This is a genomic window from Thorsellia anophelis DSM 18579 (assembly GCF_900111395.1).
Classification (GTDB): domain Bacteria; phylum Pseudomonadota; class Gammaproteobacteria; order Enterobacterales; family Thorselliaceae; genus Thorsellia; species Thorsellia anophelis.
Window position 1 is genome coordinate 1 of record NZ_FOHV01000012.1, and the last position, 19,155, is coordinate 19,155.

Here is a 19,155-nt window from a genome sequence, read left to right on the forward strand (position 1 = left end):
GTGAAGGTAAGCACGCCCAAAATATTTTGAGCACATTTAAGGGCACACTTGTGGTCGATGATTACTCAGGATATAAAGCCTTGTTTGATAAATATGAATCGATTATTGAAGCAGGTTGCTTTACCCATGTCCGCCGTAAGTTTGCTGAAATAGTTAAAGTCGCACCGCATCCATTTGCTCAATATTTCATTAATGAAAGTGCTAAACTTTATCAGATTGAGGATAAATTAAAACTCCTAACACCTGAAGACAGAAAACGGGGACGAAAGAAATTTGCTAAACCCATCCTCAAAAAGTTAAAAACATGGATAATGCACCACTTATCTAAAGCATTGCCCAATACAACTTTTGCTAGAGCATTAAAGCATGCCATTAATCGATGGAAATCTCTAGAAATTTATCTAAACGATGGCAATGTCCCTATCGATAATAACCATATTGAGAGAAACATCAGGCCTATCGCTTTAGGCAGAAAAAACTGGCTATTTGCGGGTTCACTTGCTGCTGGACAACTGATGACTAATATCATGAGTTTACTTGCCACAGCAAGAGCCAATGGTATCGATCCAGAGCAATGGTTAAGAGAAACCTTAGCAGTGTTGCCAACTTGGAAATACAAAGATATAGACAAACTCTTACCGATCAAATCAATTCAAAAAACTGAGAATTAAAGAATCTCAGCCTCAATAATGCCTATTATACTTGACGAAATCGAATAAACGACATGTGTTTGTCGGATGCTTACGTCGATTTAACTAATAAAGCATAATATTTTGCACAATTGCAACAGCATCATAAGTAGAAAGTAAGATATACCAAATGAAAGTCAATAGAATAATCGTTGGTATTACTTAACGCGAAGTTCGACTTTTATTACAACTGAATTAGGTGGTTAATTCTAGACCAATATTAAGTTGGATGAGTCTAAAATCACTCTCAGGATCTTAATTTTAAAAAAGCTAGGCATCGCGTTACCTATATATCAATATTATTATGCTATAAGAAATCTAGATTATCTGATATTCTAATTTTAACGGATGTGAATTGTCTATTGTACTGTTATTAAATGGATAGAGTTACTATACGACATTTGCAAACGTAATTACTATTACCATTATTTAGCACTGAATTTAATGAAAATAATTCATAAATTCACTTATAACAAATGGAATAAAGGCATGGCTAAAACATTTGATAATGAGTATAAAAATATTGTATTGCAAATAATTAGCTCAATACCACAAGGTAAAGTAGCAAGTTATGGAGAAATTGCTAAATTAGCAGGAAAACCAAATGGCGCTAGACAAATTGGGTTTATTCTTAAAAATCTACCTAAAAACACAACCCTACCTTGGTATCGTGTAGTCAATAGCCATGGAAGGATCTCATTAACAGGTGAAAATTATACACGTCAATACACTTATCTAATAAATGAAGGTGTTATTTTTAAAAAATGTCACATGACTACAAAATATCAAAATCATTTTTTGTTAATTGGACTGGCTCATAAATTCACTCCGAAGACTCATCCCCTACTTAGGTAATGACCCTAGTATAATTTTAGTATGTGAATTGTCGAACAGGAAATTTTCGCTAGAGGAGCATTATTTTCTCATTTCAAATAAAAAACCCAAGGATTAGCTTGGGTTTAATCATCTCACAAGCTACCATTCAGTAACTTGCCACTAGTATTGAAGTGTTTAGCCTTTCATACCAGGAATTGAAAAACGTTGTTTAAATTTATCTACACGTCCACCAGAAGCAACATCACGTTGTTTACCAGTATAAAATGGGTGGCACTCGCCACAAACGTCTAGATTCAAATTACGTCCAACCGTAGAACGAATTTTAATTACATTACCACATGAACAGTTAGCAGTAATTTCTTCATATTTAGGGTGTATATCTTTTTTCATGGAAACCTCTTACGAGTCGTACCGCCAAACAATACGAGCAAACGCCCTACTGAATACCATACGCAATAATTAAATTTATACTTACCTTAGTTCGAGCAATGATGCTATGAAAATAAAAGCAAGCAACTAGTTATAACAGTGCATAATACACGATCATACACTGTGCTATTACAGTGCTAGAATAGGTTTTATAAAAATATCATCCATGATACTCAACCTAAACTAGCACTTTGTAATATACGCGGCGCATTATACGCATTTTATTTGATTTTGCTATGCTTCTATGATTTTTTTTACGTTTTTTGCGGATCTTTTTTTGCCCTTGGATGCGCACTATCATATACTGCAGCAAGGTGACTAAAATTGAGGTGCGTATAAACCTGGGTTGTCGATAAATTAGCATGGCCTAATAATTCTTGAACAGCTCTTAAATCTTGGCTAGATTCTAACATATGAGTTGCAAATGAGTGACGTAATCTATGTGGATGAACATGTGACCTGAGCCCTTGGATTTGTGCAAAATTAGCTAACCTCTTTTGTAGAGTCCTTGCGTTAATTTTATTACCAGTCGTACCTATAAATAGCAGATCATCCCCCTTAATTGGAGAGCCTATCCATTTTTTACGGACATCTAACCATTGATTTATTGATTTTAACGCGTAAGAACCAAATGGAACAATTCTTTCTTTATCTCCCTTACCGATTATTCTTAAGCGCATTTCGTCCATATCCAAATCTAGGTATCTTATTTCTAAAACCTCACTTAACCTTAAACCTGAACTATAGAGTAATTCGTAAATAGCCAAATCACGGAATTCTTTTTCATCAAATGATGAGCTTTTAAGCAATTGCTGCATATCATCAGTATTGATATCTTTTGGTAATCTTTTGGGTGTTTTTGGCGCTTTTATTGCTGAAGCTGGATTAACTAATAGTTTGTTAGACTCCACTAGCCAAGCTAAAAATGTTCGAATAATCGTTAACCTTGAAGCGATAGTACTGCTGCTGATATTATTTTTTTTACTCAGCGACATATACTGCTTGATATGGTTACTCGTTAAATCATGCCAATTAAGCACCTCATTTTCAACCAGAAACAAACTAAACAGAGTTAATTGATATTCATATGTACGTATCGTATTTAAACTCGCTTTTTTTGACTCTGCTAAAGAAGCATAGTAAGCACTGAGCTCAGCTGTTAACAATGCAGTAGAATTATTTGTCACATTTAGAACCATTATGTCATTTGATACAGGTTGATTTTAACTCTATCCATTGGCGTAATAATCTCGGAATAATCTGGCTAATTTGGGTCAACAAATCTGTATTCATGTTTGATTGATAGTGGTGGGGATTTGGACTAACAAACATAATTATACCACTTGGAGATTGATGAGTACTTTTGTTAGATATGTTATTATCACTTGTCAACCCATCTGAATGCGATAAACAATTTTGGTCGTCTTTTTCTAAATTGTCAAGTAAAGAGAGTGCAATTGAACCTACCAAGGTTTTATCAGTCAAAATAATATTTAATTCTGTAGGGTTTAATTGCCCTAAAAAATGATTTGAGTGACTAAATCGTTTTATTCTTATACTTTCAAAAGTATTTCTATCTATTCCTAATTGTACCTGTTCAAATGGCGGCTCCGTATGCCAATTATCATCAAATAATCTTACAACAACATGCGACAATCCTAATTTGCGAGCCCATGATGTTAATCTTCTAAAGAAATTATCTAAAGAAGATGCATTTGTTAAAGAAAGCACTAATGTCAGAAGTTGGTTAAAAAGAAACTCATTAGTTGTTGCTCTTTCAAATAAAGCTGTGATCTCTTCTTCAAGCTGGAGTATTCTCTCTCTTTGCCGTTTCATTTGCCATTCAACCAAAGAGACCGTGCCATGAATTGCATGGGGTACTGAAATAGAATCAATCGCCTTTGCATTTCTTATAAAAAAGTTTGGCTGATCAAGCAAATAATTCAATACTAATTCATCATCAAGTTTAAGTGTTTTAGGTTGATATCTAGATTTTTTTTTACTCATTGAGGAACTATCCTTACAACGCAGGTAAAGACCTGTTTATAAATTAAGTATTGCTTATTAAGGTAAGCTATTTACCTACCTGAATAAGCTGAGATTTATAGAAAAATGCTTAATCGAAGTATTCAATAATTTTTTGAATAACAGCGTCCTCAGAATTACTCCCGATAATTTCAAGATGAGGTAATTTAGCAATCAATCTTGGATCAGCATTTTTCATGATATGTCCTTTACCAACAACAGATAACATCTCGACATCATTCATTCCATCGCCAAATGCGATACAATCTGCCAAAGTATATCCTTTTAGTGCTAAGACTTCTTTTAAAGCTGCACCTTTAGAAACACCATTTGCCATTAATTCAAAACAATTTAAAGATGAATGCGCCATACTTAGCATCCCTTTAAAACGCGATTCAATAATAACTTCAACCGGCCTGAGTGATTTAGGATCTTGTGCCGTATAAAAAATCTTGAATATATCCTTTTTATCTACTTTTTCATCTGCATAAATCTCATAACTAAATTTAGAGTCTTTAAAAAAATCTTCCTCTTCATAGATATCTCTATCAACATACCACTTATCGCCAGTATATACATGCGTATAAATATCATCATACCCCTTCGCTACAGATAAAAGCTCGTCAATAAGAGATTCATCTATATTGTGCGCAGCAATTAACTCACCAGCTTTATTATGTACTCTAGCCCCATTTGAAGTAATCATAAAGGCATCAAAACCAAGTCCTTCTCTTATACTATTAACATCTACATGATGCCTACCCGTTGCAAAAATAAACTTAATGTCTTTCGCTACCATACGCTGTAAAGTTTGTCTTGCAAATGGTGTAAGTGTATGTTCATTAGATAAAAGCGTTCCATCTAGATCGGATGCGATAACTGAATACATAATTTTCCTTAATTCACTAATTTTTCCAGAAATTTAAACTTAATATCAGGGTTATGATCAATCTATTTTAAAAAAATTAAAAATATGATCGAGCACAAACACCCTAATATCATCTGATTCCATCAATAATTCATGACGGGCATTTTCCACTAAAATAAACTTAGGCTTAATAGCACATTTTGCAACGAAGGCTTGCTGCGATTCATTACATACTAAAAGTTCATGTTCAGCTTGTAATACTAAACTTGGCATTTGCCATTTATCAGCTTGTGCCTGTAGTGCAAGTGTTGCAGCTTTTGATTCTTTAACCCAATGATAAGTCGGCCCTCCCATTTTAAGTGAGGGAATTTGATTAAGTAAGCTTAAGTTAGCTTCATAACGCACTTTGCTGTGAGTTAAACGATTTAGCGCAAATGGTAAAGCTCGCCATCTACCTGTGCCTAATGCATAATAGTCTCTTATCACAGGATACCGTTCAGCTACATTCAAAATAGTATTTGCCACACCGTCTGGTAGTGGAATATTAATACCGAACATAGGGGCACAAAATGCGGCACGTTTAAACATATTAGGCATCTTTAATATGCTATGGGCTAAAATTCCGCCTCCCATCGAATGAGCTATGGCATACACGTAATTATAGCCATTTGGAAAAATAATATTTTGATAAAATTCAATTAAGTCATCCACATAGTGTCCAAACTGTTCTACATGGCCTCGCTCAGAGTCTTCATGAATTCTATCTGAAAGTCCTTGACCTATATGATCTAAACAATAAACATCGTAACCTTCATGGAAAATGTCATAGATAAGCTCTTTGTATCTTAAATAACTTTCAACTCGGCCAGTAACTAAAAAAATCGCTTTGTTATTACTTTTGTGCCTAATCCTAGCAAATGCAAGTCGATTACCTCTGCTATTATTAAAAGAAAGTTTTTCGACTTTTTCCCAAAAAGGATCTAATATTTCTTTTGAGAAAATCTCAAACTTTTCTTCTCTAGCGCTTTTATAATGTAGGTTATCTGATATTATTTTGCTCATCGCTTACAACTCTTCGCATAAATTAAACGTCTCTCATTTGAATATGGTCACTCAATCATATTAGTATAGACCATATTAGGGTGTTAAAATAGACGAAAATGAGGTTAAATTTAACGACACGATTAAGTGAGAACCAAACCCTGCAAAAAAAAGACCAGCTAAGCCATCAATCCAAACACTTTGCTTTTTATAAAAACGTTGCATTACAGGCAAACCAAATAATAAAGCAACTAATGTAAACCAAAAAAAAGTTTCAATTACGATTAAGAATAATAACTCCCATTTTAATAAAGCATTAACTCTATTCCCTCCATCTAAAAAAGGAGAAAAAACACTTCCAAAATAGATGATTACTTTTGGATTAGATAAGTTAGTCATCAGCCCATAAATAAAAGTATTTCCTTTAATTTCAAGCTTTGGTATATCATCTTGCTCATCGTTAGTACTTGCATATTGTGATGGTATGTTTTCTTCTTCAATGTTTGCAATTCCTAGCCTCTTATTTCTCCGCTGTTTTTTTGCTCTACGCTCTTCTAATCTAGCGAGTCGAATTTTTTCTATACGACTAACACGAATATGACGAATAGGAATCTTTAAAAGTATATATCCAAGCCATAAAAGATACATCCCACCAAGTAATTGGATAACTCTAGGTAACCAGCTAAATTGTTTAAATACAATATCCATCCCAATTAAGGTCAAGCTTGCCCATACCCCTACACCGAAAACTATCCCAAGCACACCTTTCATCGCATCGAATCTAGAGCGACTTGCAGCTGTTTGTGATACAAAAAGAAAATCTGGTCCAGGTGTCATTAATGCAACAAAGTGAACAAGCGCAATCGTAAACAACAATTCAGTCATATTTTTCCTCTATTGACTATTGTCCCGTAGGAATTTGAAATCTTAACCAAGCAAAAAAAACGTTACCATTACCATAAGTGCCAGGTATGTATGTGCCTTGAAAAGAAACTTGTTTATAATTAATTGAGGCAAGAGGTAATGCAACTGGGATAGGTGCATAGTACCAATTATCTCTTGCTGTAACCCCTAGAGTATATCCAACCCCTACTCTCCAGTTATGGTCTTGTGTTAGAGAAAACCGTTTTTCATAACCGTAACCTGCAATTGGTTCTATCTTTGAAAAAGAATCTTTAAAAGCCATAGCATACAGAGATTGCCAAGAATTTTCATCTTCACGTTCAAAGCCAAAGCCTAATCCATATGGGCGCTCATTATACCTATCAGTATCAGCTTTATCATATAAATAACGATTATGCCATGTTATGGCAGGTACATATAATGTTGCATACATAGGCTTACGCCAAATAAGATCAGAATGATCGCCAATTTGGTTAAAAAAAGATTGTGCAGATTTTGTAATTGCAGCATCTAATTGAACTGGAAGCCAAAATCCCATTAAACTTAAAAATATCAGCGTAAATTTAACAGGTATTTGTTTTTTTTTAAATTTAAAATCCCTTAAATAATTTTTACATCCCAGGTTAAGTTTAAAAAATGTATTCATCTTTAAATCCTTTTATGTTTATTCATATCTCATCCTTGAAACATGAATTGTTAAAATATTAATTATTATTTTTAATCACACTCCAATATATCCATTAAGATTATCCGCATCATAAAATATTAAAACCTTAATATTTTTCTATCTACTTAGATGTTTTTTTATTTGACTAATAAGCAAATCGCCATAAAGTGAAAGCTTTGAATCACCAATACCACTAATCTGTCTTAATTCATTTAACGTTGTCGGCATGATATGTGATATTTCAATAAGTGTTTTGTCATTAAGAATCATATATGGTGCACAACCTTGTTCATCAGCAATTTTTTTACGCATATGTTTTAATTTAGCAAACAACGCCTTATCATACGAAACAGACCGGTCATCATATTGATTTTGAGATGCATCCTTTTTATTAAATTTGGTTTTGCTGTTTATAGTTTCAATTGCTAATCTAGGTTTAGCTAAAAACAACTGTTGCTCTGCCCTTAAAATTGGTCTCGATGCTTCTGTTAGCTGCATAGCAAAACTTGAAAATGGATTCTGAACAATGTACCCCTGATGGATAAGTTGTCTCATAACCGAAAGCCAATGTTCATCAGATTCTGTTTTACCGATTCCAAAAACAGTCAATTTATCATGGCCTCTTTCTCTATTTCTGCTAGTAGCTTCTCCTCGTAATATTTCAGAGATATAATTTAAACCAAATCTTTGACCTGTCTTATAAATTGCCGATAGCACTTTTTGCGCATCAACTAACCCATCATACTTTTTAGGTGGAGAGAGACAAATATCACAATTACCACAGGGCTCTTGTCTATTTTCTCCAAAATAATTGAGCAATACGACTCTTCGACAAGTTAAACTTTCTGCAAACGCAGCCATTGCATTTAACTTATGTTTTTCTATAGGTTTAATGTCATCAGGTTTTTCTTCAACTACTTGCCTTAGCCAAACAATATCTCTTGGCTCATAAAACAAAATTGCTTCTGCATTGACACCATCTCTTCCTGCTCTGCCCGTTTCTTGGTAATAGGATTCAATATTACGAGGTATATCGTAATGAACAACAAATCTAACATTAGATTTATTGATCCCCATACCAAAAGCAACTGTAGCCACAACAACTTGTAAATCATCCCGTTGAAAAGCCTCTTGTACAGCAAATCGTTTTTCTAACTCTAAGCCGGCATGATAAAAATCCGCACTGATTCCCTTTTCAGATAATTTACCTGCTATTTCTTCTGTTTTTTTACGACTACCACAATAGACGATCCCATGCTTTCCTTGCTGTTGCTTGATTAATCTAATTAATTGATCTATTGGTTTATTTTTATCTACAACCACATATCGAATATTAGGTCTATCAAAACTACTAATAGAAACAAGTGGATTTTGTAACGCAAGTTTAGTAATAATATCGTTACGAGTCACTTCATCGGCAGTTGCGGTCAATCCCATAATTGGGATCGTGCCGAGCCATGCTTTTAATTGTCCTATTAACCGATATTCAGGTCTAAAATCATGCCCCCATTGAGAAATACAATGCGCTTCATCAACAGCAACGAATGAAATAGGCATTTGTTTTAGCCAAGATAGAAAAAAATCAGACATAAGTCTTTCTGGTGATACATATAAAAGTTTTATTCTTCCCTGCTTACACTCTTGCATGACATTAAATTGTTCTTCTTTTGTCATCGCTGAATTATAACAAGCTGCCTTAACACCATTTATGCGTAGTTGATCAACTTGATCTTTCATCAAAGAAATTAAAGGGGAAACAATTAGTGCAAATCCATCAAGCATTAAAGCAGGGATCTGATAGCAAAGCGATTTGCCACCACCAGTAGGCATAATGACCAGACTATCTTGTTTAGTGATAACGTTTTTAATAATTTCAAATTGGCCTGTTCTAAATTCATTGTAGCCAAATATGCTTGTTAAGATTGATATTGCATGTTTTTTAATTTCTGAATCAATTTCATTTTCGAGAGTGGTTGGACGATTGACAGCTTGTAAATTTTGCACGTTTAAAACTCTATTATGTGTAATGAGTACGATTAGGTTACTACAGAATCTGTGCATATTAACAAATTTTCACCTTCTTTAAAATTAAATTGATCTATAAGTAATCTTTTAAGTAGGAATCAGTTCCTAAATATGACACAATTTACTGCTATCAATCATTAACACACTATCGCGCCTTTAATTTAACTACTCAAAGTAAAGTTAAAGTAAGCTTAGCCGATTATTTGTTAAAGCGGTCAAAAAAAATATTAATTATTGTTTCAATTATAAAAAGGAAATCACATGCAGCCACTAAAACCGACACAGTCTATTGATAACAATGGCGGTTCCAATGGTTCGTCTCAATATGTTAAACCATTTTCGATGGATGATCGCGCGCTTCCTCCATCTCAAAAAAACTTAATAGATCAATTGATTAAGCAATTATCTAGCTTAACCACCCAAAGTAGTGATGAAATTTGGCAACTATTACGAGAACATCTAGGCCTTGCGAGAAATATGACTCTCACATTACAACATTTTTCCGCTGCTGAATTTTTTTTACAGCAAAAAATCCAAACTGCGCAGCAAGGCGGAAGTCAAAATTTATTAGAACAAATAATGAATCAACTTTCACAAGGCAACAATAAAGAAAGAATATTAACGTTTATGCGTTCAAATTTTGGGCATACTGCATTAAGCCTACTTAATGAAAATGAGCTTAACCAAGTACTCGCTCAATTTCCTAAAACACAACCTGGAACAATCCCCCCAAATTCTACACCATTAAATCAAGCGCAAGCAGCCAATTTAGGTGTCATCTCTGGTCAATCAAACCAAGCGGTAACCGCGCCAGCTGCAATACCCTTAAGCTTTGGCGAACAACCTATGCCAGCTGCACAAGTAAATATTATCAATGAACTCATTTCAAAATTAGCAGAACAAATACGTTTACCAGTCAATGATGTTACATCTCAATTAAATCAAATTTTGAAAAATCCTGCGCAAGAACCCTGGCAAAATCAACACTTTTCTACTGCAAGGGATTTCTTACAAATGCGATTAATTGTTACTCAAGAGGCATTTCAACCCCTTAATGCATTAACTAACTTAATGCAACCACTAAGCAAACAGGAGTTAAATTTTATCATTCGATTTAGTGAGCAACAATTTAATGCAAATTTAAACAGCATGATTACGCCTATTCAGGCTGACATGTTAGTTATTGAACTTTTTACAAGACGCGCTCAAGGAAAAAATGCTTGGCAAATCGAAGGAAACGTTACGCCTATTTTTTCAAATCTCTTGCCTGAAATTCAAGCCCTGCTAGATAAGCCATCTTTTATTGGTGGGGTATTTGCGGTTATTTTGTTTATCATATTTATCCTGATGATTTAAAAAAGTAAAATTCAACTATGCCTATAATTGATTCATTTTATTTAATTAGTTTATATGCTTAATTGCCATTAGCCCTCAGAGAAATTTAAATACGGATAAGTGAGGTTATATGCGTTCACTAAGAGTGATACTTGGAGATCAGCTTTCACATTCAATATCATCTCTTAAAGGAATTGACATTGAAAATGATACTGTATTGATGTGCGAAGTTTGGGATGAAGCCACATATGTTAAACATCATAAGAAAAAAATTGCCTTTCTATTCTCTGCAATGCGGCATTTTGCTGAAGAACTTAAAATATTAGGTTATAGTGTTTCATACACTAAGCTAACTGATTCTGATAATCAAGGAAGTTTTAAAGAAGAAGTTCGCCGCGCGCTCTGCTCATCTAATTATGATCAAATAGTCATAACTTTTCCTGGTGAGTATAGAGTGTTAAAAGATATACAAACTTGGTCAAGTGAATTTGGAATTAATGTTTCTATACTTGAAGATGACCGTTTTTTATGTCCTTTAGATGAATTTAATCAGTGGGCAGCTAACAGAAAGCAGCTTGTAATGGAGTATTTTTACAGGGCTATGCGTCAAAAATACCAAATTTTGTTAATAGATAATAAACCTATTGGTGATAAATGGAATTTTGATACAGATAATAGAAAAGTCCCATCTCCTTCAATTAAGATTCCAAACAAAACTATTTTCGAACCTGATTTAATTACACAAGAAGTCATTTCGTTAGTGGACGCTAGATTCTCAAAACATTTTGGTTCTTTAGATTCATTCCACTTTGCGGTTACCCGTAAAGATGCACTTGGCGTATTAAATGAATTCATTACACAACGACTTTCACAATTTGGTGATTATCAAGATGCTATGATTGAGGGAGAGCCTTGGCTTTTCCATTCGCATATTAGTTTTTATTTAAACTGCGGTCTTTTATTGCCTAAAGAATGTATCAATGCAGCTTTAGAAGCTTATCATTTAGGTTTCGCTGCTTTGCACTCGGTAGAAGGGTTTATACGTCAAATTTTAGGCTGGCGTGAGTACATAAGAGGTATCTATTGGCTTTATATGCCTGAATATGCAGAAGCAAACTTTTTTAAATCGACTCGTAAATTACCCGATTTTTATTGGTCTGCAAATACATCGATGAATTGCCTTCATCAATGTATTAAAGAGACACAGCAAAATGCTTATGCTCATCATATTCAAAGATTGATGGTGCTTGGAAATTTTGCCCTACTTGCAGGCATTGATCCAAAAGATGTAAATGAATGGTTTTTAATTGTCTATGCTGATGCCTATGAATGGGTTGAACTACCAAATGTTACCGGTATGATTTTATTTGCTGATGGAGGTATAGTCGGGAGTAAACCTTATGCAGCAGGTGGAAGTTATATCAATAAGATGTCAAATTATTGTAAACGCTGCCAATATAATGTCAAACTTAAAACAGGAAAAGATGCCTGTCCATTTAATTATTTATACTGGAACTTTCTAATGATAAATGAGTCTAAACTAAAACATAATCATAGATTATCAATGATTTACAGCACGCTAAATAAAATGGATGATAATGCAAAATCCCTAATAAAAGAAAGCTCTGTTAATTTTTTAGACAATTTAATAAGTTACTAAAAATAAGCATATGAAAAAAAATCAGCTACCAACAAAAATTTGTCCTGTATGTAATAGACCATTTACATGGCGAAAAAAGTGGGAAAGAGATTGGGATAACGTTATTTATTGCTCAAAAAAATGTTTAACCTTACGAAAAAAACAATGAGTCCTATTTAATAGTAGACTTAAAAATTTAACAAGTAAGCCATTGATTAAATTTTATTATATTCATTTCATCCAAATTATTTTCTCACCACAACCATTAAAATAGATTATGATGAGCTATGATTGTGACTTAGATCGATTTGACTAGCTCTCTTACTAATTTGGGTCCTTTATATATGAACCCACTATATAGCTGTAAAACTGAAGCCCCTGCTTGCAATTTTTCTCGAGCACTCACTAAACTGTCTATACCTCCTACACCAATTATCGGAAGCTTACCACTCAAAGCCTTATTGAGTGTTCTTATAACTTCTGTACTCGATAACTGAACAGGTCTACCACTCAGACCACCCTGCTCAGTAGAATGCTCTAGTCCTTGGATTAACGACCTATCTAATGTCGTATTGGTTGCTATCACACCATCAATTTGATGCCTGACGAGTGAATCAGCAATTTGATGTATTTCATCTAATGACAAATCGGGCGCTATTTTGACTGCTATAGGTACGTATTTTTTATGCTCATTGACTAAACTTGCTTGCTCCAGTTTAAGAGCAGAAAGCAGATCATCTAACGCATCACCATATTGAAGTGTTCTTAAATCTGGAGTATTTGGAGAGGAAATATTGACAGTAATATAGCTTGCATGAACATACGCTTTTTTCAAACAGTGTAGATAATCATCTTTACCATTTTCAACTGGTGTATCTTTATTTTTACCAATATTAATCCCTAAAACACCTTTAAAGTCACTTATTTTCACATTTTCAATTAAATTATCAATTCCGTGATTATTAAATCCCATACGGTTTATAATTCCTTCAGCTGGTCTTACCCTAAACAATCTTGGTTTAGGATTGCCTTCCTGAGCCCTTGGGGTAACTGTACCGATTTCAATAGAACCAAATCCCATCGCAGCAAAAGCTTGGATACATTCTCCATTTTTATCTAATCCAGCCGCAAGCCCAATTGGATTTGGAAACGTGATTCCCATACAAGTAATAGGTTTTTTAGGGAGCTCTCGAATAGGAGAATAAAAATAAGGAAGAATGGGTAATCTTTGAATATGACTTAACCCTTTTAATGTGTATTCATGTACTTTTTCAGCGTCTTGAGTAAAAAGTATCTTGCGTAGGAGGGGATAAAACATAATTGCCTCATTAAATGAAATTTAGACACAAAAAAACTGCTAGTAAAAACCAGATTTTAATCTAATTTTTAGCAAGCAGTTGAAAAATATTTCATTCTAATGATTTACTTCAATTTTGAACGCAATCAGGACTTACGTTTCAAGACTTAGTTCAAGTATTGATTAAATCTATAGGAATTGAATTATAGCGATGTCACGTTAGCCGCAGATGGACCTTTAGGACCTTCAGCAACTTCAAATTCTACGTTTTGACCTTCAGCTAATGTTTTAAAACCATCAGTCATGATAGCTGAAAAATGTACGAATACATCTTTGCTTCCATCTTCTGGAGTAATAAAACCAAAACCTTTAGATTCGTTAAACCACTTAACTTGACCTTTAATCTTTGCCATGATGCAAAATACCTTATTTAAAGCTTAAAAAAAATCTTGAATTCAAAATGATAACAAGTATTCATAGTGATAAACAAGCGAACAATGATGAGGAGTCAATGTGGCAAGCGTGATTTTAAACCGAGGAATAAAAAAACTGGCTTGAAGAGGAGGTTAAACTAAACGCGTAACAATCTACTTCATATTAATGCCTACAAAACTGGAGTTTCACTATTAAAGTGCCCCTCACCGGATGTATTTATCACATAATCTAGGAAATATAGCAACATATTTTCGATTTATTTATCAATAAATAAGATACAGATCACACTATCAATTAAATATGCGTTTAAATATCAATAAATTATGAAAAATGCTAATTTTAAGTTTTTTTCAATGATTGCCAAAATTTACCAAAAATTCAGCTTAAATATCAATTCCTCTTCTCTTCACATTAATATTTTTTTACACATAGCAAAATTTGAAGCTATCGTCTTAATCTGCAATCTGTAATCTGTAATCTGTAATAATATTCTCAAAAAAATCTATTACGTTTTTTAACTTGCACTATCATGACGAGCCGTTACAATGAATGAAAACTAATCTAAATGAAATCATTTCACTCATTTTAAACGTCTCAGGTTAATCAAACACTATGCCAACTCCACAGCATCAGAGTACTAATATTATCAAGCTCAGATTGCCATTTAAGCTCTTTTTACTATTTCTATTACCTATGCTAGTAAGTAACTTTCTGCAAGGTTTATCTGGTACTTTGAATAATATATTTGTTTCTAAACTAATTGGAGATGAAGCTTTTGCTTCAACATCTGTATTTTTTCCTGTTATTTTTCTAATGATATCTATAGTAATTGGCCTAGGTGCTGGTGGCTCAATACTAGTAGGTCAAGCGTGGGGAGCTGGTGACTCAACTAAAGTAAAATCAATTACTGGGACAACCCTAACCGTTAATTTTATCATTGGAATACTTTTTGCACTAATAGGATTTTTGATACTTGACGTTCTTTTAGAAATGCTCAAAACACCTGAAAATATTATCGATCAAACTAGGCAATATGCCTATATCATGCTTTTAAATATACCTTGCATTTTTATTTTTATCTGTTTCACTTCTTTATTACGTGGTGCTGGGGATTCTATGACGCCACTTTTAGCGCTCATCGTAAGTACTGTACTAGGTGCCTTTTTGACTCCTATGTTCATTTTAGGTCTTTTTGGTATTCCTAAATTGGGGATCATAAGCCCTGCCCTGGCACTACTGTGCTCAAATTTGATTACGATGGCGTTGCTTATTGTTTATTTGAACAAAATTGGACATACATTAGCGTTTAACAAACAGTTTTTTAAATACCTAAGACCCAATATGCAATTAATTAAGTTAGTTCTAAAGATATCAATACCAATGACAGTGCAAATGATAACTATCGCTTTATCAGAGCTATTAATTATACGCTTTATTAATGAGTATGGTTCTGATGCAACAACCTCATATGGCGCATTAATCCAAATAATAGGCTATGTCCAATTCCCGGCGATTTCTATTGCCATTACTGTATCTATTTTAGGTGCTCAAGCTATAGGAAGAGGCAATTTAGCGCTCCTAACTAAAATTATGCAGACTGGTCTTTGGGTAAATCTTCTTCTTACAGGTGGATTAATTTTACTGATTACATTATTCTCATCTACAATAATTAAGTTATTTATTGCAGATGAACAGACAATTCTAATGACTCAGTATCTACTTAATATTTCTTTATGGGGCATGATAATATTTGGATTTGCAAGAGTGTTTAGTGCAATCATGCAAGCTAGCGGTGTTGTATTTATTCCAACATTAATTACAATTCTCAGCATCTTGTTAATCTTATTACCTGCAGCATGGATATTAAGTCCTCTTATAGGGTTACAAGGCATTTGGATTGCCTATCCAATTACTTTTATAGTGCTATTAGGCTTACAATTTAGTTATTATTGGTTTGTTTGGCGACATAAAACAATCAAGAGACTAGTTTAAGTTTCTGGATGATTATAAACTTTTCACTCCCTTAGCCGATATAACAATATTTTGTCATGATAGCGAGCCAATTTTATGAATGAAGCCATTACTCTTTTCACTGTCCTAATGAAGTTTTTTATTAGTTTATTCGCTGTGGTCAATCCAGTTGGAATATTACCTGTTTTCATTAGTATGACCACATACCAAAGTCAAATTGCTCGCCAAAAAATCAGTATTACAGCAAATGTCTCTGTCGGAATCATTTTGTTTTCTTCTCTAATATTAGGGGAATCTATTCTTAGACTTTTTGGCATATCTTTAGATTCATTTAGAATAGCAGGCGGCATTTTGATTATGACTATTGCTATGACAATGATAAGCGGTAAACTGGGAGAAGAAAAACAAAATAAACAAGAACTTGCTGAGAACGCACTAAAAGAAAATATTGGTGTTGTGCCTCTAGCCTTACCTTTAATGGCTGGACCTGGTGCAATTAGCTCTACAATTGTATGGACTACTCGTTATAATAGCTGGGCTCACTTAATTGGATTTACAATTGCAATTGTCTTATTTTCATTTTGCTGTTGGCTACTATTTAGAGCTGCCCCCTACTTTGTAAAAGTACTTGGTCAAACAGGTATTAATGTCATTACCCGTATTATGGGATTACTGTTAATGGCGCTCGGAGTAGAATTTATTGTTAATGGACTCAAGGCTCTTTTCCCTGGACTACTCGCTTAGTTTCATTGATTATCACTATTAGAGAAAGTTATTTTATGCATAATTTGTTGTCAGCGTTTAAAGAAAACTGGAAGCTAATTCTTGAGCTCACGTTACAGCACCTCTGGATAAGCAATATTGCAATTATTTCAGCTATATTAATAGGAATTATCATTGGGATAGGATTAACCCAATTTAAGCTGATTAAAGGTCCTGTGCTTGCAATAGTTAAAATGCTCTACACCATTCCTTCTATTGCTATGTTTGGATTCTTGCTACCTTTTTTTGACGTAGGTAACCAGACTGCTATCATCGCGTTAATTATTTACGCCCTATTGCCTATGATAATGAATACCGTAGCAGGTATTGAAGGCATCCCTAAACATATAATTGATTGTGCTAAAGCAATCGGAAGTTCACGGTTGCAAATATTATATCGCATTGAAATTCCATTAGCTTTACCTGTCATTCTAAGCGGTATTAGGACAATGGTTGTGATGACCATTGCCTTAACAGGGATTGCCACATTTATCGGTGCTGGCGGATTAGGTGTGATGATCTATAGGGGCATTACCACCAACAATATTTACCTAACATTATTAGGAAGCATTGCTGTTGCCTTACTAGCTTTTGTGGTAGATGGATTCTTTCGTTTACTTGAATGGCAGTTAACTAAACGTAGACCCTTTATTGCTAAACGATACTTAATTGCCATAGCCACTAGCTTTATTTTGATACTGACACTCATCATCGGGTTAAATCAGCAAGATAAAAATGCTGATATTAAAATTGCAACAAAACCAATGACAGAGCAATTTATTTTAGGTCAAATGCTTAAATTAATGATCGAACAAGATTCTAAGCTCAGTGTAGTACTAAGCCAAGGTATAGGAGGTGGAACATCTAACATACACCCCGCATTAGTCGATGGGCAATTTGACCTTTACCCTGAATATACAGGTACTGCATGGAATGCAGTTCTTAAAAATGAGTCGTTATATCAAGAAACGCAATTTGATGAACTTGATACTAACTACAAAAAATCTTTTGGTCTGTCTTGGCTTGGTATGTACGGTTTTAACAATACGTATGGACTTGCGATTAGAAAATCTTTGGCCGATGAGTTGAATATAAAAACGTATAGTGATTTAGCCAAACATTCCTCTCAATTAATCTTTGCAGCTGAATATGATTTTTTTGAAAGACAAGATGGATACCAAGCATTAAAAGATACTTATGGTATGACATTTAAGGAAATGATTGATATGGATATTGGACTTAAATACCAAGCAATAAATCAGAACAAAGTTGATGTAATTAATATTTTTACAACCGATGGGCAACTAAGTAAAAGTCAAGTCGTAGTGTTAGAAGATGATAGAAAATTATATCCTTCTTATAAAGCTGGTAACATCATACGATCAAAAACTTTAAGCGAACATCCAGAGCTCAAATCAATCCTAGCAAAATTTGACAACCTGATTACTGAAGATGATATGGCAGCATTAAACTACGCAGTAGAAGTTGATAAACGCTCACCTAAAAGTGTTGCTGAAACATTTTTAAAAGCAAAAGGACTATTGAAATGACCTTAATTGAATTTAAAAACATTTATAAAGCGCATGGGGATAAAATTTTATTTGAAAATTTATCTTTTAAAATAGAAAAAGGTGATTTTGTCACGCTAACGGGAACTTCAGGCGATGGTAAAACAACCCTACTTCGCATGATAAATGGTATGGAAAAACCTGATCAAGGCGAAATACACATTAATTATCAATCTATAGAAAAGCAAGATATTCTTCATTTGCGCCGTAATATTGGTTATGCCATTCAAGGCAGCGGTTTATTCCCCCATATGTCTGTTGAAGATAATATTTTATATGTCCCTTCACTTTCAAAAAAATGGACTATAGCTGAACAACAATCACGATTATTGACATTGTTAGATATCGTGTCACTAGATGATTCGTTATTAAAACGCTATCCTGACGAGCTATCTGGTGGACAACAACAGCGTGTGGGTATAGCTAGGGCGCTTGCTGCAGAACCTGAGATTTTGCTTATGGATGAACCTTTTGGAGCGCTTGATAGTTTCACTCGCACACAGCTTCAAGACTCAATTAAGCAAATACATTCAAAACTAGGTATTACAATTATATTTGTTACACATGATGAGCTAGAAGCACAAAAGTTAGCAACAAGACAATTATTACTCAAACAAGGGGAAATTTGGATTAATTAATCTGTTTTTAGTTTCAACAAACATCG

Annotated in this window: 19 protein-coding genes; 9 read left to right on the forward strand and 10 right to left on the reverse strand. The window is 33.9% G+C overall.

The annotated features are described in order from the left end of the window. The coding region (tnpC, locus tag BMW37_RS08495) for an IS66 family transposase (protein ID WP_143047621.1) at positions 1-671 on the forward strand (671 nt) is incomplete at its 5' end. Between the two features lie 507 nt (positions 672-1,178). Next, on the forward strand, positions 1,179-1,544 hold the full coding sequence (locus BMW37_RS08500) for an MGMT family protein (protein ID WP_093319696.1): 366 nt from the start codon (positions 1,179-1,181) through the stop codon (positions 1,542-1,544). Between the two features lie 156 nt (positions 1,545-1,700). On the opposite strand, the gene rpmE is transcribed toward BMW37_RS08500, so the two are convergent. The 8 genes from rpmE to recQ all read right to left on the reverse strand — a co-directional run bounded on the left by rpmE (position 1,701) and on the right by recQ (position 9,415). Continuing rightward, the gene (gene rpmE, locus BMW37_RS08505; protein ID WP_093319699.1) at positions 1,701-1,916 is read right to left on the reverse strand and encodes a 50S ribosomal protein L31; all 216 of its coding nucleotides are present in this window, start codon (positions 1,914-1,916) and stop codon (positions 1,701-1,703) included. 293 nt (positions 1,917-2,209) lie between these two features. Continuing rightward, the gene (gene xerA / locus BMW37_RS08510) at positions 2,210-3,142 is read right to left on the reverse strand and encodes a site-specific tyrosine recombinase/integron integrase (protein ID WP_218139492.1); all 933 of its coding nucleotides are present in this window, start codon (positions 3,140-3,142) and stop codon (positions 2,210-2,212) included. 16 nt (positions 3,143-3,158) lie between these two features. Then, positions 3,159-3,962 (reverse strand): DUF484 family protein, encoded by an 804-nt coding sequence (locus BMW37_RS08515; protein WP_093319704.1) that lies wholly within the window; start codon positions 3,960-3,962, stop codon positions 3,159-3,161. Between the two features lie 109 nt (positions 3,963-4,071). Continuing rightward, on the reverse strand, positions 4,072-4,869 hold the full coding sequence (locus BMW37_RS08520; RefSeq protein ID WP_093319707.1) for a Cof-type HAD-IIB family hydrolase: 798 nt from the start codon (positions 4,867-4,869) through the stop codon (positions 4,072-4,074). Between the two features lie 57 nt (positions 4,870-4,926). Next, on the reverse strand, positions 4,927-5,910 hold the full coding sequence (locus BMW37_RS08525) for an alpha/beta fold hydrolase (protein WP_093319711.1): 984 nt from the start codon (positions 5,908-5,910) through the stop codon (positions 4,927-4,929). A gap of 75 nt (positions 5,911-5,985) precedes the next feature. Next, positions 5,986-6,774, reverse strand: coding sequence for a LysE family transporter (locus BMW37_RS08530; RefSeq protein ID WP_093319713.1), 789 nt, complete (start codon positions 6,772-6,774; stop codon positions 5,986-5,988). A 16-nt stretch (positions 6,775-6,790) separates the two neighbouring features. Continuing rightward, entirely contained in the window at positions 6,791-7,330 is a 540-nt protein-coding gene (gene pagP / locus BMW37_RS08535; protein ID WP_093319887.1) for a lipid IV(A) palmitoyltransferase PagP, read from the reverse strand. A gap of 246 nt (positions 7,331-7,576) precedes the next feature. After that, positions 7,577-9,415, reverse strand: a complete 1,839-nt coding sequence (recQ, locus tag BMW37_RS08540) for a DNA helicase RecQ (RefSeq protein ID WP_245711050.1) — start codon at positions 9,413-9,415, stop codon at positions 7,577-7,579. A gap of 330 nt (positions 9,416-9,745) precedes the next feature. On the opposite strand from recQ, the gene BMW37_RS08545 reads away from it, so the two are divergent. The 3 genes from BMW37_RS08545 (at position 9,746) to BMW37_RS08555 (ending at position 12,627) form a co-directional block, all read left to right on the forward strand. Beyond that, positions 9,746-10,840 (forward strand): hypothetical protein, encoded by a 1,095-nt coding sequence (locus tag BMW37_RS08545; protein WP_093319718.1) that lies wholly within the window; start codon positions 9,746-9,748, stop codon positions 10,838-10,840. A 109-nt stretch (positions 10,841-10,949) separates the two neighbouring features. Continuing rightward, entirely contained in the window at positions 10,950-12,479 is a 1,530-nt protein-coding gene (locus BMW37_RS08550; protein WP_093319720.1) for a cryptochrome/photolyase family protein, read from the forward strand. A gap of 10 nt (positions 12,480-12,489) precedes the next feature. Then, positions 12,490-12,627, forward strand: coding sequence for a DUF2256 domain-containing protein (locus tag BMW37_RS08555; protein ID WP_093319723.1), 138 nt, complete (start codon positions 12,490-12,492; stop codon positions 12,625-12,627). A 129-nt stretch (positions 12,628-12,756) separates the two neighbouring features. Here BMW37_RS08555 and pyrD read toward each other — a convergent pair whose 3' ends face one another. Together pyrD and cspE are read right to left on the reverse strand one after the other, a co-directional pair. After that, entirely contained in the window at positions 12,757-13,776 is a 1,020-nt protein-coding gene (gene pyrD / locus BMW37_RS08560; RefSeq protein WP_093319725.1) for a quinone-dependent dihydroorotate dehydrogenase, read from the reverse strand. Positions 13,777-13,958: 182 nt separating this feature from the next. Beyond that, complete coding sequence (gene cspE, locus BMW37_RS08565; protein ID WP_093319728.1) at positions 13,959-14,168, reverse strand: transcription antiterminator/RNA stability regulator CspE; 210 nt, start codon at positions 14,166-14,168, stop codon at positions 13,959-13,961. Positions 14,169-14,802: 634 nt separating this feature from the next. On the opposite strand from cspE, the gene BMW37_RS08570 reads away from it, so the two are divergent. The 4 genes from BMW37_RS08570 to BMW37_RS08585 all read left to right on the forward strand — a co-directional run bounded on the left by BMW37_RS08570 (position 14,803) and on the right by BMW37_RS08585 (position 19,129). Further along, entirely contained in the window at positions 14,803-16,182 is a 1,380-nt protein-coding gene (locus BMW37_RS08570) for an MATE family efflux transporter (protein WP_218139494.1), read from the forward strand. 75 nt (positions 16,183-16,257) lie between these two features. After that, a complete protein-coding gene (locus BMW37_RS08575) occupies positions 16,258-16,905 on the forward strand; it encodes a YchE family NAAT transporter (RefSeq protein ID WP_093319730.1) in 648 nt (215 codons plus the stop codon). A 35-nt stretch (positions 16,906-16,940) separates the two neighbouring features. After that, entirely contained in the window at positions 16,941-18,473 is a 1,533-nt protein-coding gene (locus tag BMW37_RS08580) for an ABC transporter permease/substrate-binding protein (RefSeq protein WP_093319733.1), read from the forward strand. Beyond that, entirely contained in the window at positions 18,470-19,129 is a 660-nt protein-coding gene (locus BMW37_RS08585) for an ATP-binding cassette domain-containing protein (RefSeq protein ID WP_093319735.1), read from the forward strand. Before BMW37_RS08580 ends, BMW37_RS08585 begins: the two co-directional genes overlap by 4 nt. The last annotated feature ends 26 nt before the right edge of the window (positions 19,130-19,155 follow it).

Excerpts from the sequence above, each read along its gene's own strand:
- BMW37_RS08500 (WP_093319696.1), top strand. The coding sequence starts at position 1,179 with ATGGCTAAAACATTTGATAATGAGTATAAAAATATTGTATTGCAAATA.
- rpmE (WP_093319699.1), bottom strand. The coding sequence starts at position 1,916 with ATGAAAAAAGATATACACCCTAAATATGAAGAAATTACTGCTAACTGT.
- BMW37_RS08515 (WP_093319704.1), bottom strand. The coding sequence starts at position 3,962 with ATGAGTAAAAAAAAATCTAGATATCAACCTAAAACACTTAAACTTGAT.
- BMW37_RS08520 (WP_093319707.1), bottom strand. The coding sequence starts at position 4,869 with ATGTATTCAGTTATCGCATCCGATCTAGATGGAACGCTTTTATCTAAT.
- BMW37_RS08525 (WP_093319711.1), bottom strand. The coding sequence starts at position 5,910 with ATGAGCAAAATAATATCAGATAACCTACATTATAAAAGCGCTAGAGAA.
- BMW37_RS08530 (WP_093319713.1), bottom strand. The coding sequence starts at position 6,774 with ATGACTGAATTGTTGTTTACGATTGCGCTTGTTCACTTTGTTGCATTA.
- pagP (WP_093319887.1), bottom strand. The coding sequence starts at position 7,330 with ATGGGATTTTGGCTTCCAGTTCAATTAGATGCTGCAATTACAAAATCT.
- BMW37_RS08545 (WP_093319718.1), top strand. The coding sequence starts at position 9,746 with ATGCAGCCACTAAAACCGACACAGTCTATTGATAACAATGGCGGTTCC.
- BMW37_RS08550 (WP_093319720.1), top strand. The coding sequence starts at position 10,950 with ATGCGTTCACTAAGAGTGATACTTGGAGATCAGCTTTCACATTCAATA.
- BMW37_RS08555 (WP_093319723.1), top strand. The coding sequence starts at position 12,490 with ATGAAAAAAAATCAGCTACCAACAAAAATTTGTCCTGTATGTAATAGA.
- pyrD (WP_093319725.1), bottom strand. The coding sequence starts at position 13,776 with ATGTTTTATCCCCTCCTACGCAAGATACTTTTTACTCAAGACGCTGAA.
- cspE (WP_093319728.1), bottom strand. The coding sequence starts at position 14,168 with ATGGCAAAGATTAAAGGTCAAGTTAAGTGGTTTAACGAATCTAAAGGT.
- BMW37_RS08570 (WP_218139494.1), top strand. The coding sequence starts at position 14,803 with ATGCCAACTCCACAGCATCAGAGTACTAATATTATCAAGCTCAGATTG.
- BMW37_RS08575 (WP_093319730.1), top strand. The coding sequence starts at position 16,258 with ATGAATGAAGCCATTACTCTTTTCACTGTCCTAATGAAGTTTTTTATT.
- BMW37_RS08580 (WP_093319733.1), top strand. The coding sequence starts at position 16,941 with ATGCATAATTTGTTGTCAGCGTTTAAAGAAAACTGGAAGCTAATTCTT.
- BMW37_RS08585 (WP_093319735.1), top strand. The coding sequence starts at position 18,470 with ATGACCTTAATTGAATTTAAAAACATTTATAAAGCGCATGGGGATAAA.